Annotated in this window: 10 protein-coding genes; 7 read left to right on the plus strand and 3 right to left on the minus strand. The window is 43.0% G+C overall.

Annotated elements, in window-relative coordinates:
• The first annotated feature begins 108 nt into the window (after positions 1-108).
• The 4 genes from CGRAC_RS06575 to CGRAC_RS12230 all read left to right on the plus strand — a co-directional run bounded on the left by CGRAC_RS06575 (position 109) and on the right by CGRAC_RS12230 (position 2,983).
• Positions 109-570 (plus strand): SF0329 family protein, encoded by a 462-nt coding sequence (locus CGRAC_RS06575; protein WP_005870188.1) that lies wholly within the window; start codon positions 109-111, stop codon positions 568-570.
• Between the two features lie 273 nt (positions 571-843).
• A complete protein-coding gene (locus CGRAC_RS06580) occupies positions 844-1,653 on the plus strand; it encodes a class I SAM-dependent methyltransferase (RefSeq protein ID WP_005870186.1) in 810 nt (269 codons plus the stop codon).
• Between the two features lie 267 nt (positions 1,654-1,920).
• Positions 1,921-2,316, plus strand: a complete 396-nt coding sequence (locus CGRAC_RS12225; protein ID WP_005870185.1) for a hypothetical protein — start codon at positions 1,921-1,923, stop codon at positions 2,314-2,316.
• Complete coding sequence (locus tag CGRAC_RS12230; RefSeq protein ID WP_005870183.1) at positions 2,297-2,983, plus strand: hypothetical protein; 687 nt, start codon at positions 2,297-2,299, stop codon at positions 2,981-2,983. The genes CGRAC_RS12225 and CGRAC_RS12230 overlap by 20 nt, the downstream gene beginning before the upstream one ends.
• Positions 2,984-3,274: 291 nt before the next feature.
• On the opposite strand, the gene CGRAC_RS06590 is transcribed toward CGRAC_RS12230, so the two are convergent.
• The 3 genes from CGRAC_RS06590 to CGRAC_RS06605 form a co-directional block, all read right to left on the minus strand.
• The gene (locus CGRAC_RS06590; RefSeq protein WP_005870182.1) at positions 3,275-4,906 is read right to left on the minus strand and encodes a cation:proton antiporter; all 1,632 of its coding nucleotides are present in this window, start codon (positions 4,904-4,906) and stop codon (positions 3,275-3,277) included.
• Between the two features lie 491 nt (positions 4,907-5,397).
• A complete protein-coding gene (locus CGRAC_RS06600; RefSeq protein ID WP_005870178.1) occupies positions 5,398-5,709 on the minus strand; it encodes a heat shock protein transcriptional repressor HspR in 312 nt (103 codons plus the stop codon).
• Positions 5,710-5,721: 12 nt separating this feature from the next.
• Positions 5,722-6,636 carry a DnaJ family protein gene (locus CGRAC_RS06605; RefSeq protein ID WP_005870176.1) on the minus strand — a complete coding sequence of 305 codons (915 nt, stop codon included), beginning with the start codon at positions 6,634-6,636 and terminating at the stop codon, positions 5,722-5,724.
• Positions 6,637-6,804: 168 nt separating this feature from the next.
• Here CGRAC_RS06605 and CGRAC_RS06610 point away from each other — a divergent pair, with 168 nt between their 5' ends.
• From CGRAC_RS06610 to CGRAC_RS06620, 3 genes are all read left to right on the plus strand, one after another.
• On the plus strand, positions 6,805-8,226 hold the full coding sequence (locus CGRAC_RS06610) for a Do family serine endopeptidase (protein ID WP_005870174.1): 1,422 nt from the start codon (positions 6,805-6,807) through the stop codon (positions 8,224-8,226).
• A gap of 882 nt (positions 8,227-9,108) precedes the next feature.
• A complete protein-coding gene (locus CGRAC_RS06615; RefSeq protein ID WP_005870170.1) occupies positions 9,109-10,572 on the plus strand; it encodes an autotransporter outer membrane beta-barrel domain-containing protein in 1,464 nt (487 codons plus the stop codon).
• 163 nt (positions 10,573-10,735) lie between these two features.
• On the plus strand, positions 10,736-15,922 hold the full coding sequence (locus tag CGRAC_RS06620) for an autotransporter outer membrane beta-barrel domain-containing protein (protein ID WP_156187203.1): 5,187 nt from the start codon (positions 10,736-10,738) through the stop codon (positions 15,920-15,922).
• Positions 15,923-16,165 lie beyond the last annotated feature (243 nt).

Consider the following 16,165-nt stretch of genomic DNA (forward strand, 5'->3'; position numbering starts at 1 on the left):
TTGCAAAAAATAGAAAAGGCGCGCAGCTTTCAGGCGCGATCGCCGCAAAGGGCGGCAAAAGCTACGCGCGAAACCGCAAGAGGCGATAAATAGACAAAAGGAGGCAAAATGAAACGCTGGAGCAAGCTTGCAAAACGGCTTTACGAGCTCGTAGATGAAAGCATTGACTTTAAGCTCCACTGCACGGTTTATAGGATGCAAAGCAGGCGCGGCAGCACGGATTTGCCGCGATATTTTATCACGCTTGCTGGCGAGATTATTTTTGACTACCCGAAGGATTTCGTGCAAAAAAGCGGCGGCATAAAAAGCCTAGCGCAGGGCGCTCTAACGAAAATTTATCCGTATGGTAACGATATAAGCGACATCGGCGAGCTTATCCGCGAATATATCGATACGCCCAAAGAGGAGTTGTTTGCAAAGCACTTTGATGCCGATGAGTGGGGGCTTGCAAATATCCTAAAGGCCGCCGACAAACGCATCGGCAAAAGGAGGCTGCAAATTTTAGCCAAAAACAAGAAAAATCAAGCGATGCAAAAGGTAATAGCGGCTAGATTGGAGGCTTTGCGATAAATTTGAGCGGCGATTTAAATGCGGAGCGAACAAGTGCGGACGACAGACTAAAAATTTTGATTTATGAGCGGACTTTTAAAATTTAACTGCGATCGTTCGGTGAAAATTTAAAGAATTTCGAGCAGATAAAATACGCAGGGGTGGGCTTGCCTTAGCACTTCTCGCCGGGTAGTTTGAAATTTCGGGCGGATTTGGGCGTGGCGCATAAAATTACGCTAAAATTTAACGAAAAAATCGGTGCGATCTGCTCGCAAAATTTTAGAAAGGATAGTTATGATTTTAGCTTCAAACTACGATGAGATCGACTTTGGCGCGCTTTATAAGGCGCAAAAGGCAAAAAGCTCATTCGGCAAAAAACTGGCCGAGCATTGGGACAAAAAGGCGCCCAGCTTCAACGAGGGCGTGATGAAAAGCGCCTACGCGCGCGAGTTTATAGACAAGGTCGATTTTTCGGACGCTTCGACGCTGCTTGATTTTGCGTGCGGAGCGGGCGCGCTTAGCATCGCCGCAGCGGATAAGCTGGAGCGGATCTACGGCTTTGACTTTTCGCCTAAGATGCTCGAGTTTGCCAAGAAAAACGCTCAAACTTACGGCGCAAAAAATATAAAATTTGCACAAAAAGCCTTCGAAGACGACTGGTCGGACGTGCCCGCGTGCGATATCGTCTTTGCCTCGCGCTGCCTCGAGGTGGACGATCTAAAAACCGCGCTTAATAAGCTTCTTTCAAAGACCAAAAAGGCGCTTTACATCACGTTTAAGGTGGGTGGCAGCTTCGTGGACGGGGATATTTTAGACGCGATAGGGCGCGAAGTGGAGCAAAAGCCCGACTTCGTTTATCTTTTAAACATCCTGTTTCAAATGGGCTATCTGCCGAGTCTCAGCTATATCAAAGCCTGGTGTCACGGCGGTGCGGCGAAAAGCGCGGAGGAGTTTGTGCAAAAGACGCGCTGGATGCTAGGCGGTGAGCTAAACGAAGCGGAGGAGGCGAGACTGGCGGAGTATTTTAACAGCGGCAAATACGAGCCAAAGCGAGATTTTATGCACTGGGCGTTCGTGCGGGTGGATAAAACGGATGAGCTTTAGCTTGGTTGCCTTATTTTATGAATGAAGCAAGATAAATTTTGAAGCTAAATTTAGCTAGAAGCGGAGTGTAAATTTAGCCTGCCAAAAATTTTATCGATAAAATTGCAAGAGCCGGTAAGTATTCATTTTTAAAAATTTAATGCAAAATCGAGATTGTTTGCCTGCTAAAAAAGAAGCAAGCCAAAAAAATCTCGCTTCATTAAATTTAAAACGCCACGGAGTAAAAAAGCAAAATTTGAGCTAAAATAACCGAGAAAGGCAGTAAAAATGCAAATGCAAATGCAAAAAGACAAAATCCCCGCGGACATCAGCCAAATTCCGCAAGAAATTTTAAAAAGTTACGATAGATTTCGCTTTTGTAGATATCTGTTTTTCGGGACGCTTTTGACCTTCCTGATTTATATCGTCGTGTTTCTTGCGTTTGTAAATGATGCGCCTATAATGTCGTTTTTATGCATGCTCGCGCTATCTGCGATAAATATACTCGTCTGCCTAAACAGGCTGAAGTATAAAACTTATATGGATACATGTGGCTGCGATATTTTACGTTCTTTATGCTTTGGTCGGATTTTATTTACAGATAAAATATCACATAGACTGGGATACACGTCAGATTATACCTGCTATTTTTATCGCTATTCCGGTGGCGATAATAACATATAACGCAAATCCGGAATTTGACGCCGATGAGACCGTGTATCTACCGGCACCAAAATCGCAAGCAAAAATCGGCGGAGCCATCGCTGATAAAATTTCCGGCGAGCAAAATTTTAATAAAACAAACGGCGAGGCGCAAGCTACCCAAGATGAAACCGCTAAATTTGAGCAAAATTTTAATGACGCGAGCCTTGAAGCAGAATCTATCCAAAGCAAAGAGGAGGCGCTAGAGTACGGCAAAGCTCTAACACGAATTGCAAAAAATTTAAAGCAAAAATATCAACTTCACCGTTTGATCAGATTTACTTTCGCGAGTTTTGCGACAACGGTTTTTTTGATTTTATTTTTACCAAATTCGTACGAATTACACTGGGCGTTTATAATTAGCGTCGTTTGCACGATTATATTTTTCTTTTCAAAACGCAGATACAGTAAACTTTTCGTAGAAAATCCCAAAAAAAGCAATACGATTTTCGCGATAGAAAATTTTGCGATTGTGACGCTAGTTTTGTATCTCCCACTCTCGGAATTGCTCTTTTCTCAAGGACGAAGTTACGATAATATGGCTCTAATTCTTGGGTATCTGTATTTGCCGATAGCTCCGATATTGTTTATAACGACCATCGTTTGCCTAGCACGCAACTTAAGCGTTTATAAAGAGATAAAAGAGTGAAATTAGTAAAATTTAAACGAATTTTTAAATAACTTTATCGCGCAAATATATTTCATCAGCTCCTTGTCTAAGTATTCTTTTGCTGTGGAATGACAGCTTAAATTTAGAATTTAAATCAATCCAAAGCAGCACTTTGCGTCTTTAAATTTGCAAGCCCGCCATCTAAATATATCTATATTATCTGCGTTCATTAAAACGCTTTAAATTAGCTGAGTGTAGAAGTAAGAATAAAGAAGCGTGGATATTTTAGGCATAGCAAATGCGTTTAAATTTGATCTTAAACGCTCAAGGCTACTGCGTTAGCTTGCATTTCAGCGCCTCTTGTAAAAGTGCATTGGCTACTACTCTCTCCTTTTTTACGAAGATAAAATTTTCGCCGTATTCGCTCTGCAACTCGCTTTGCGGATCGGCACCCGTATGCATCACTATGATATTTGCTTTTAAATTAGAGCCGTTTAGCATCTTAGCGACGATGTCGAGCTTTTGCTGATTTGCGATCGTTAGGATGATGACCGACGCATCGCGCGCATGCAGCTCGTCGATCGCGGTTTTTTGCATTATATTTACAAAGTATATGTTCTCTCCGCGCGATTTGCCCAGATCCACAAGCTCTAAATCACTCTCGGCGACTACGTATAGCAGCCCCTGATCTTTAAGGCGTAGCACAACTTCTTGCCCTATCCTGCCGTAGCCTGCTACAATGATGTGATTTTTCATCGGCGGGATTTGAGTTTTATGCTCCTCATCCTCGAGCTTTTCGACCTTGGACTCGAAACGGTTGGCGATTTTGTTTAAATTTTTAAGAATAAACGGCGTTAAAATCATCGTCGCTGTTACGACTGTAATTAAAATTTGCCCATTTTCCTTACTTAGCATATCGCGGCTCATCAACAGCGAAAAGATCGCAAGCGCAAACTCACCTATCTGGCATAGCGACAGCGCCGCTTTTAGCGCTATCCTTTTGCCGGTCGAGAGAAATAAGATCGCATAAATCACAACCGTTTTAAGCGCCATTATAACGATAATAGCGAGCAGGATTAGCCCATAGTGCGAGACGATGACTTCAAAATTTATCTGCATGCCAATCGTGATGAAAAAAAGTCCCAGCAGTATGTCTCGAAACGGCGTCAGATCGGCCTCTATCTCATGTTTATACTCGGTTTCTGCGATGAGCATGCCTGCGATGAATGCGCCCAGCGTGTACGAAAAGCCAAAAACATGCGCCAAAAAGCTAGCCCCCACGACGGTAAAAAGGATGGTCGCGATGAAAATTTCTTTAGAATTTGTCCTTACGACGTAGTAGAGGAAGCGGTTAAAAGCAAATTTACCGAGCACGAAAAGGATCACTACCACTATGGCGGCGCTTACGGCGGTTTTTAAGATTAGATAGTTCACGGGGGTATTGTCAGTCGAGCCGAATATGTCTATCATCAGCAAAATAGGGATGACGGCGAGGTCTTGAAATAGCAGGATCCCAAGCACCTTGCGCCCGTAGTTTTGGTTGATTTCGCCTGTTTCGTTGAGTGTTTTTAGCACGATCGCCGTAGAGCTAAGCGCGAGCGCAAGCCCGATAATCATCACGGTTTTTATGTTTCCGCCGAAAGCTTGATCGATGATGAGCGCTAGAATAATACCGGTGCCGAGCACTTGGAGCATGCCGTTAAAAAATACGTCCTTTTTCATACTCATCAGGTGATGGAAGCTAAACTCAAGCCCGATGGTAAACATCAAAAAGACGATGCCAAATTCTGCCAGCTCAGACATATGGGCGTTTTCGACACTGCTTAAGCTATATATCTGCGAAAAGCACACGCCCGCGACGATATATCCGATGATAGTGGGAATTTCAAAAATTTTAAAGACGATATTTAGTACTATCGCAAGCGCGGTGATCGCAAGAAATAGCTCTATAACAAGCTCCATTAACTCCCTTTTTTGTAAAATTGTGCATAAAATTTAGCGCTAAATTTATTGTCAAATTTTACATTATCCGCGACCATTTATCGGAGGCGATATATCGATTAAATTTTATATTTTCATATAAATTTACGGGTAAATTTTATAATGTGATTTTACTAAAATCCCGCTTAAAAATAGAGAAATTATGTCGCACTTTATCGCTAAATTTAGAGGTTCGCGACAAAATTTTAAAATCTAACACGACTTAGAATTTTAAATTTTAAAGCTAAATTATATCAAGGCGGTTTTTAAATTTAATCGCAAGAAAATTCGCCCGGGTTTACGCTTAGCGCAACTTTAAATTTAACGCGCCTACAAATCCGCACTGAAAGTCAAAATTTATCGCTTTAATCTACGCTTAAGAGGCGATCTTGCTTTTTGATAGCATTAAAATTTCAGCTTATAGCGCCAGGATCTGATTTTTGCTGAGCTTTAAAATCTTTATCTTGCAGATCCTAGTCTGTCTCTCCGCCAAGCTCTAAAATTCTAGCTCGCAGCTCCTCAATCTCGCGCTCATACTCGGCGATCCTTTCTTGCAGGCGAAAGATCACGTCCACGCCCGCAAGATTGACGCCTAGTTCCTTTGTAAGGTTTAAAATCATACGTATGCGGTCCATATCATGCGCCGAGTACAGGCGCATCTTACCCTCAGTGCGCCCCGGACTCACGAGCCCTTCGCGCTCGTATTGCCGCAGCGTCTGCGGATGGATATCTAGGACTTTCGAGACTATCGATATGAGATAAACTGGTTCGTCGTAATCATGCATTTTGATGCCTCCTTATAGCTTTTGCAGCGCGGCTTTGACGTCCTCATCCAGCGAATCGACGTCGGGCAAAACGACATTTACCACCGCGTATAGATCGCCTAAAATTTTACTCTTGCGATTTTGCACGCCGTAGCCTTTTAGGCGGTATTTCTGCCCGTTTTTGGTATTCTTTGCAATCTTTATCGTTGCGCTTTTGCTCGGCGTCGAAATTTCTACCTTTCCGCCAAACATCGCTGTTTTCAAAGGAACGTCGATTGTTTTGAAAAGATCGTCGCCTTCGCGGCTGTACTCGGCGCTTGGCGCGATTTTTATCTCTAAAATTAGATCGCCGCTTTGAGCGCCTGATTTTTGTCCTTTACCCCTGATGCGCAGCTTCTCACCCGCATTGATGCCCGCAGGTACTTTAAATTTAACCGTCTCGCCGCTTATGCGCACGCTCATCTCGCCGCCTTGTATCGCGGTTTCAAAAGGAATTTCAATCGAGCTATGCGTATCTAGACTCTGCGCGCCGCCAAAGCCGCCGCCGAAACTACTGCCGCTAAAGCCACTAAAACCTTCGCCACCGCCGAAAGAGCTGAAACTAAATCCGCCGCGCGAGCCTGCGCTTTTTGCGCCGAAGGAGCCGCCGAAAATGCTGTTTAGGATGTCGTTTAGATCGCCCATGTTCGCCGAGCCCTGCGCGAAATCGTGGAAATTCTGCCCGCCAAACATCTCGTCGCCGTGGCGGTCATACTGCGCCCGCTTTTTCTCGTCGCTTAAAATTTCATACGCAGCGTTGATCTCTTTAAATTTATCCTCAGCTCCGGGCTCTTTATTGATATCTGGGTGATACTTACGAGCTAGCCTGCGGTAAGCTTTTTTAATCTCCTCGGCGCTTGCTGATTTATCCACGCCTAAGGTTTCGTATAAACTGCTTGTGCTTGCCATTTTAATCCTTAAAATCTTAAAATTTATGTAGATTATATCATAAAACTTTAGTGAGTGTCAATCAAGTTTGCTAAATTCTATTTATAAATTTTAATTTTGCGTTAAGAATATATTAGCGGACAAAATTTATAATTCCGCCAAAATTTCATTATCACAAAGGAAGCAAAAATGAAAAAATCGATCATCATATCGATAGCTTTAGCAGGTACGCTTTTTGGCGCCAGTATCGACATTAAAGAAGCTCCAAGCAATTATGAGCGCGTAAATCCGGGCTTTAATCAAGATGTCGTGCTTTCGTATCACAGCTCGCTTGCGGACGTAAAAAAATCCGTCGTCAATATCGCAACTAAAACCAAGATCAAAGCAGGTAATAGTCCGATGTCGCAGATGTTTGACGATCCGTTTTTTAAGCAATTTTTCGACTTTGACATTCCGCAACAGCAGGAGCGCGAAGGAAGCTCGCTAGGCTCTGGTGTCATCATCTCCGAAGACGGCTATATCGTAACTAATAATCACGTGATAGAAAATGCCGACGAGATCGTAGTTACGCTATTAGAAGGCGATAAGGAATATAAAGCCAAGGTAATCGGCACCGACCCTAAAACCGACCTTGCAATCATCAAAATCGACGAAAAAAATCTCTCTGCGGTTAAATTTGCCGACTCGTCCAAGGCTATGGAGGGCGACATTGTATTTGCTATCGGAAATCCTTTCGGTGTGGGCGGCACCATCACTCAAGGCATCATCTCGGCGCTAAATAAAAACAATATCGGACTAAATCAATATGAAAATTTCATCCAAACCGACGCTTCGATCAACCCGGGCAACTCAGGCGGCGCGCTAGTGGATAGTCGCGGCGCGCTTTTGGGGATAAATTCCGCTATTTTAAGTCGCGGCGGCGGAAATAACGGCGTAGGCTTCGCAATCCCTTCAAATATGGTAAAAGAGATTGCTGAAAAGCTCATCACAAACGGCAAGATCGAGCGTGGCTTTATAGGCGTCACGATCTCGGATATGTCTAAAGACCAAAAAGAGCTCTATGAAAGCAAAGAGGGCGCGCTAATCTCAAGCGTAGAAAAGGATATGCCAGCCGATAAAGCAGGTATCAAGCGCGGCGATTTGATTACCAAAATAAACGGCAAATCTATCAAAAATGCCAACGAATTAAAGAATTTAATCGGCTCAATGGCTCCGGGAAGCTCAGTGGATGTAGAATTTGAGCGCGACGGCAAAAGCAAGAGCACGACTATCAAGCTAGACGCGATGAAATCCGACTCCACCACCTTAGGCTCAGCCGGCGAAAACTCGAAAAGCGCTATAGAGGGGCTAAAGCTAAGGACGTTAAATGACAGCTTGCGCCGCAAATATAACCTCGACGACGATGTCTCGGGCGCCCTCGTCTTAAGTGTCAAAGATGGCTCAAAAGCCGATGATTACGGCTTTGAGGTAGGCGACGTGATCATCCAAGTCGGTCAAAACGATGTCAAAAGCTCAGACGACTTCGATCGGTATATCAAAGATTACAAGGGCAAAAAGACCCTAGTCTGGGTTATCAGACGCGGAATTCCGCAAGGTCTTGTAATCCGCTAAGCTTGGTCCGCCAGGCTTTAACGGCAAGAAACGCGCAAGCATTAAAATTCAACCGCGGCAAGCCCAGCTCAAAGCATTAGCGGAGCTTACAAATAAGCTAGCAGAAGCTTTTGAGATTTTGGGCTTTTTGACAAGCGGAATTCCTAGCTTTCGAGCGTAAGATACACATAAACTATAAAAATGGGCTTTTGGTGAGCATTAAAAGCTGCCGAAAGCCCTCCTGTTATTTCAAGTACCTCTGAAAGTCCTCTGTTATTTTAAACAGCTCCGAAAGCCCTTTGCCATTTTGAATACAACTGAAAGCCCAGATTTTTCGCTTAAAATTTTTAGAATTTTGCTTTTTTGCTTTTGTTTTCACTTATAATTTTTAAAATTTAACCCTCCACGCCGCTACTTTATCGTTTTTATCGCCTCGTCTGGAACTTGCTTTAAAATTTTAATCTCTTTGCCAACGACATATCGCAGAAGCATGTGCTTATAGTCTAGAATTGCTTCAAATTTTAATTCCTCTTGTATATTACTTCACTTTAAATTCTACAAATCCAAATTTATAAAATTTATGCCCTACCCTATTTCTCATTATCAGAAACTGCTGCCTTTTTATTCTAGCGCTTTTCTCGCAGCGACGCTTCTTGGGAATTCCGCTAGCTAAATTTTAAGGTCGGAATTTTAAAATTCCATCATTTTGTAATCGTAATTTTTCGTTTAAGCTTCGATAACAAAAATAAGCTGAAATTTTACTTTATTATCGAAAACGTTGCATCACAATACCCATTTTTTCGCATTAAGCTACCTTTCATTAGAAATTTTATTAAATTTATTGTAAATAGGTATTTTTATAGTATAATGAATAGTTTTTATTTTTTACGAAGGATTACAACTATGAAAGATATTAAGATACCGATTATCTCAGGTCTGAGTATCGCTGCTACGCTAGCACTGATGCCGATGCAAGCTTTAGCCGACAATGCAAAAGCGACGGTAACCGGCGGCGGTAGCGATGGTGTTTTGCATACTCCAGGCGGCGGGTATTACTCGGGTGGTTATGAAGGTGCCGGTAACGGAGGCGGCTCCAAAAATCATATAGTAACTATCACCGGAAGTGCTTCAGGCACTGATATGTCGGGGTACAGTATATACGGTGGCGGTATGGGTCATCCTAGCATTACACCTACGACATCGGCCGATAGAAATCAGATCACCGTTCAAAACCGCGCTACCGTTACCACCGTAATAGGCGGTGAAGGCAAAGGCGCAACAGGCAATACCGTAAACATAATAAATGCAACCGTTAATAGAGTCGTTCTCGGCGGCAACGGCACTTGGGCTGGAAAGCCAGGATATTCGGGAAACGCCGTCGGCAACACCGTAAATATCGAAGGCAATAGCCATATAATCGGCGATAATAACACCGTTGGGAGCTTCGAAGCTATAGTATCGGGAGGTCGTGCTAGATATGGTCGCTCCGCAGAAAATAATACGGTAAATATTAAAGGTGCAGCGCAAATAGATAAATACAGGATAGAGGGCGCTACCATACACCAAGGCGGCTCCGCGAAAGGCAATGGCGTAAATATTACGGGCGCTATCGTCTTAAGCAACGGTCAAGAAATAGACGGCGCGGTATCGGTATCTCCAAATTTCGCTAGTACATTAGAGAAAAACTATGTCGTCATAAACAGCGCCGGTGCTAAGCTTCAAAATATAACAGGCGCCAATGCTACTAGAGAGGGTATTACCACCGGAAGCAACGCTACGGCTAGCAAAAACTACGTAAAGCTACAAAACGGAGAGGTTCGATCTACTACGGGCTCATATATGGCAGCCGTTTCTAACGACAATTACTCTGAAATCAGCGGCGGAAAGGTTATAGGTGACGTTCACGGAGGCTTCGGCGGAGGTTCTGGTACCAATCACGTCGCTACTAGCACGAATGATTACGTCAAAATAAGCGGCGGCGAGATAGGCGGTAGCGCTTACGGCTTCCGCAACGTAAATGGAGAGATAAAAAGTAGCTACGTTGAAATGAGCGGAGGCAAAGTAGCACAAGATGCTATAGGCGGAAACAGCCTGAACGGCAAAATTTCAAATACCAAAGTAATTCTAAACGGCGGTGAAGTAGGTCGCGACGTCATCGGCGGAAATAGCGTTAAGGGCGACGTTACGGGCGCTAGAGTAGATATAAAAAGTGGCGTCACGGTAGGTCACGATATCATCGGCGGTAGAAGTGAAGAAGGCAAGGTCGAAGGTAGTTGGGTAGTAGCGGATTTAACAAATAAGACCGTTAATCAAGTAATCGGCGGAACCAATAAAATTCTTCATCGGCAGCGGAACGGCAAACAATAACCACGTCCAAATAACCGGCGGAACACTAAACGGTCCTGCTCTGGGCGGACGCGGCGAACAAGGCGTCAGCGGCAATGAATTCTTCGCGACCGGAACGACTATCAACAACCACGTTTCGGGCGGAACTACCTCAAGCGGCAATGCCGTACAAAACGCCTTATCCTTGGTAAATTCTACAGTCAATGGAAATAGCCAAGTAAAAGGCGGTAACGCTATGGCGGGCTCTGCATCCAATAACAGCGTAATTTTGCAAGGCTCCACGATAAACGGAGTAGTTTATGGTGCGCAAGCTACCACTGCTGGCAGCAATGACAATACGGTAAATTTAACGAATAGCACCGTTACCGGCACGATTTACGGATTATTCGGTAGCGGTAGCGGTAGCGGCAATACCTTGATAAATGCCTCAGACGCCATTGCTCCTAATAAAGCGGGTAATATCGCTAGATTTGATGTTTTAAATTTCTTGCATATATCAAATGCGAATTCCGATGCAAACAAAGCCGCTCTTCAAATCACGGGTGGAGCTCAAACCGATATCAATAACGCCAAATTCCAATTAGATGGCACTGATTATAATGTAGATACTTATGCGATAGGCGATGGCGAGAAGCGCTATTTGATCCATAATGAAAAGGGATTTACCGGTTTTGACGAAACACAAACGACCAAGCGCACCGATAACGTATTTACGATCAAAAATGCCACTACCTACTCGATGAATTTAAAAGGTCTGATGAAAGATGATGACGGAAAATCCATCGTAATCCAAGGTAAAAAGAAAACCGACCGCACTATCGATGGAGCATTCGATAACGGCGAAGTCGGCAAATACACCGGTCCTGCGGGCGATCCTGTTATCGACGTAGGTGAAGATCCAAATGCACCGCAGAATTTCGGCGGGCTAGATATCGATATGACCGGTACTAATAACGCTAAGATAAATTTAGTAAGTGGCAATAATATAGGCACGATAAAAGCTGATGGCAATGACGAGATAAATGTCGGTAAAGACGGTGCCAATCCGCTAGTGCCGGGCAATATAACTGCAAAAAATATCGAAAAATCAGGCCCCGGCAAACTAAAGATAAATTTCAATTTGCCTAACAACTATAATGGAGGTAATCCTGCGATCAAACTTACCGACAACGGGCTTACGGATTTAACCGGTACTGACGTCAATGTAAATAATGCCAAAGACGGCACCACATACACACTCGTCAAAAAGACTAATGGCGGCACTATAAATTTCAACGATAGAGACGTCCAAAAAAACCAGACCTATACTATTACAGACAAAGATCACTATCAGTATGATGGCGAGACTTTTAGAAGAGAAAACGGCAATCAAGAGCTTGTTTATAAAAAAGGCACCATTACCAACGCTTGGGGCGATACCGATTTCGATAGCAGCGAGCTAACCAAAAATCAAGCTAGCAATGCGGCCCAAGCAGACGCTCATAAGCTATTCGGTAATAAAGGCAACACCGTAATCGTAAAAGAGGGCGCAGGTAATCTAGGCAGCAAAAACATAAGCTCGGGCAGAGCCGACGTCAAAGATACTGATACGCCTAATACTATCCACAATAACTACACTACGATAAAAGGCGGAACGGAATTTGGCGATGTATATGCAGGCTATGGTGATAGCGGAACCCAAGATGTTTACAACAACCATCTAAGCTTTGAAGAAACTTCAAAAGGTGCGGTAGTAAACAGAAATATCGGTGCAGGCTATAACGTTAATGGAAACGTTCACGACAATACGGTAACCACTGATGATACCACCATTAACGGCAATGTCTACGGCGCACAGACAGCTAACGGCAATGCAGTTAAAAACATTGTAAATCTACAAGGCGGTAGCGTAGGCGGCGATGTATACGGCTCAAAGGCTAGCAGCTCTGCGACAAACAGCACGGTAAATCTAAGTGGTACGCAAGTCACTGGCAATGTCTACGCAGCAGATGCTGCTAGCGGCAGCGGTAATACCGTAAATTTCTATGGTGGTAAAGTCGGTAAAACTATCTACGGTCTATCCAGTGCAGGCGGCACAAATAACACCCTAAACGTATATAACGCTTCCACTCAAAAAACCGCAGGCGATATTAAGAATTTCAATAATCTTAACTTCGACGGAGTTACCGCAGCTACTAACGGAAGCGCTGCAACCGCTGCTTTAAATTTAACTACTACTAATGATACTAATATCATCAATGACGCTAAATTTAAACTAAATGGCGAAGAGTATGACGTAAATAAAGATACCTACCACTCGCTTAATATCGAGGAGGGTAAGGAGTATTATCTAATCCATAATGCCGGCAATACCTTTACAGGCTTCAAAGAAAAAGCCAAGCAAACGGATAATGAGTTTACCATTACCGGTAAGAGTAGCTATGAGATTAACCTTAAAGGCTTAATCCAAAGTGCCGACAATCAATCTATCCTAGTTCAAGGCAAAAAGCTTACAGGTAGAAATATATCTAGCGACGGCAAATTCGATAACGAAGAGATTAGCAAATATACTCCTGATCTAAGCAATGGCGCTAATATTAACGTAGGAAAAACTCCGGGAGCTAATAAAGATTTTGAAGGACTTGACATCGATACTTCAAATACTCCTGGCGTTAAATCTAAAGTCACTTTAGTAGATGGTAAAAACATAGGCACTATCAAAGGAGATGCTGACGATACCGTAAACGTAGGCAAAGAAGATGGCTCTTTAGTACCGGGTACTATCGAAGCTAAAAATATCGTAGGCGTTGGCAAGTTAAATTTCAATATGCCTAATAGTTACAACGGCGATCCGGCTCTTAAGCTAACTGGCAGCAATCTTACTGATCTAAGCAATACCGATGTTAAGATAAATAATGCCCAAAAAGATAAGGACTATACCCTAATTAAAGGCAACGCTGCTATAAATTTCCAAGATAAAACCACTCAAAAAGAGCAAGTCTATAACATTATAGACAACGCTCACTATCAATATGACGGCGAGACCTTTAGAAAGCAAAATAACAATAAAGAGCTTATCTATAGAGAAGGCACCATTACCGATGCTTGGAACGACAACGACTTTGATAGCAACGAGCTAACTAAGAATAAAGCTGATAACGCGCATCAAGGCGGAACGCCACTATTTGATAATAAAGGCAATACCGTAAATATCGTATCTACTGCAGGCGATCTAAGCACTAAATCCGTTTACGGCGGTGCGACACTAAGCGGCAGCACGGATGACGTATTTAATAACACCGTAAACATTAATGGTGCTGATACTAAAGAGATTTTTGCCGGTGCTTCTAAAGGTAGCGGTAGGGTTTACGACAACGTAGTAAATTTCAATGCAGGAAGCGTAGTAAATGCTATTAGCGGCTCAGACGATGCATCTAACGCAAGAGGTAATAATAGTGGCAACACTCTTAACGTAAATAATGCTTCCACTCAAAAAACCGCAGGCGATATTAAGAATTTCAATGCTCTTAACTTCGACGGGGTTACCGCAGCTACTAATGGAAGTGCTGCAACTGCTGCTTTAAATTTAACTACTAATGCCGATACGGACATTAATGACGCTAAATTTAAACTTGGCAGTGAAGAGTACAACGTAGATAAAGATACCTACGGCTCACTTAATATCGAAGAGGGTAAAGAGTATCACCTTATCCACAATACAGGCAATACCTTTACGAATTTTACTGAGAAGGCTAAGCAAACAACCCAAGAGTTTACGCTTAAAAATTCTACCACCTACGATATAATGCTAAAAGGCTTAATTAAGAGCAGCGACGATCAATCTATCTTGATTCAAGGAAGCAAGCTTACGTCTAGAAATATCACCGGCGGCGAGTTTGGAAACGATGAGATCAATAGATACAATCCTATCCCAAACCCTGTAATAAACGTAGTTAATGAAAATCCAAACAGTCCTACTAATTTCAACGGCTTAAATATCAACGGCGGCAATGGCTCTACCGTAAATTTAACCGGCGGCAATAATATCGGAGATATCACCGGCGGAGCGGGAAGCACTCTAAACGTAGGTAAAAATACTGCCAATCCGGCAGCTCCTAACTCTATAACAGCTAAGAATATCGGAGGGTTTGACGATATCAATATCTTTATGCCTCCTACCATTAAAGACGGCGATTCTATGATTAAGCTTACCGATCCTACAGCCAATACTGATCTAAGCAATATGAGAGGTAAGATCACCGCTTACATTAGCGGTAATACAGATGTAGGAGATACCAGCACTATCCACCTAATCGATAAGCAAGGAAGCGGACGATTACTACTTCCTGATCCTTCGCATCTACAAACAAGAGTCCAGCAAGGAGCTACCATAGAGTATGAGACCTACGGTATGGTAGATGCAAACGGAAGAGCTTTAGATCTTAGATTTAGCGGCAAAAGAAGGGTAAAAGACGATACCAAATCCTTCGCAGAAACTCGTGCCGCAAGCTTAGCTAGCTTAAAGAGCGGAAGCGAGTTAATCACCAACTACCTAGATAAGCTAATACCTGATGGTCATTTAGAGCTATTTCCTTTTGCTATAAGCGAAGCTTATGATCTAAGGTATGAGACAGGCTCGCACGTAAATTCCAAAGGCTATGGCGTTGCAGCAGGACTTGCTAGCTTAACTGAGAATTTCGCAGGAGATATCTTAAGCGGAGTATTCGTTGAATATGGAAGAGCAAACTACGATAGCTACTTAGATAATGGCCTACATGCAGACGGAGATAGCGAGTATATAGGCGGAGGCTTGATGCTAAAGCAAAACTTTACTAGTGGTACCTATCTAGATGCAAGCTTTCACGTAGGTAAGATAAGCAGCGACTACAATAGTAACGACTGGACCTATGCCATAGCTCCTGGAGTATTAGCTCATAATGAGAAGTTTGATATAAGCTCAACCTATATGGCTACTCATATAGGAATAGGTCAGATCTTTGATCTAAGCCAAAGAAACAAGCTAGACGTTTATACTAAATGGCTATATGCTTACACGGATGATGCAGATGCTACTATAAGCTCTGGTGAGAGATATCACTTTGATAGCATTACATCTAATAGAGTAAGAGCTGGTCTTAGAGATACTATAAATCTAAAAGATGAGCATAACCTATACTTTGGAGGCGCATACGAGTATGAGTTTAGCGGAGATGCCAAAGCATCTACTATGGGACTTGACGCTCCTAAGCCTAGCCTAAAAGGTTCAACCGGAGTATTTGAAGCGGGCTATAAGTATGAGAGCAAGAACCTTATCTTTAACCTAGGAGGCAAGGGCTACGTAGGCAAAACAAGAGGCGGTGCTATCAATGCAGGGTTTGAGGTGATGTTCTAAATTTTAAGGGGCAAGCAAGCTCTAACTCACACATCTATAAAATCAAATCCTATACTTAAAATTTCAGGGGCGGGAGATTTCTCGCCCCTTTTTAAATTTAGACACTACGCACTAGATAAATTTCATAGCTTCGCTCTTATGCGATAACGATCTTATTAAACGCGCTGTATCCGCCCGCGTAAAATTTACCGCAAGCGCCACAAGACGATTCATAAAATTCTATGCTTTCTATGCCGCTTTAAA

Origin of the sequence: Campylobacter gracilis, assembly GCF_001190745.1 — a bacterium.
Lineage (GTDB): Bacteria > Campylobacterota > Campylobacteria > Campylobacterales > Campylobacteraceae > Campylobacter_B > Campylobacter_B gracilis.

Coding starts and splice junctions, on each gene's coding strand:
- CGRAC_RS06575 (WP_005870188.1), top strand. CDS start 109: ATGAAACGCTGGAGCAAGCTTGCAAAACGGCTTTACGAGCTCGTAGAT.
- CGRAC_RS06590 (WP_005870182.1), bottom strand. CDS start 4,906: ATGGAGCTTGTTATAGAGCTATTTCTTGCGATCACCGCGCTTGCGATA.
- CGRAC_RS06605 (WP_005870176.1), bottom strand. CDS start 6,636: ATGGCAAGCACAAGCAGTTTATACGAAACCTTAGGCGTGGATAAATCA.
- CGRAC_RS06600 (WP_005870178.1), bottom strand. CDS start 5,709: ATGCATGATTACGACGAACCAGTTTATCTCATATCGATAGTCTCGAAA.
- CGRAC_RS06580 (WP_005870186.1), top strand. CDS start 844: ATGATTTTAGCTTCAAACTACGATGAGATCGACTTTGGCGCGCTTTAT.
- CGRAC_RS12225 (WP_005870185.1), top strand. CDS start 1,921: ATGCAAATGCAAATGCAAAAAGACAAAATCCCCGCGGACATCAGCCAA.
- CGRAC_RS06615 (WP_005870170.1), top strand. CDS start 9,109: ATGAAAGATATTAAGATACCGATTATCTCAGGTCTGAGTATCGCTGCT.
- CGRAC_RS06610 (WP_005870174.1), top strand. CDS start 6,805: ATGAAAAAATCGATCATCATATCGATAGCTTTAGCAGGTACGCTTTTT.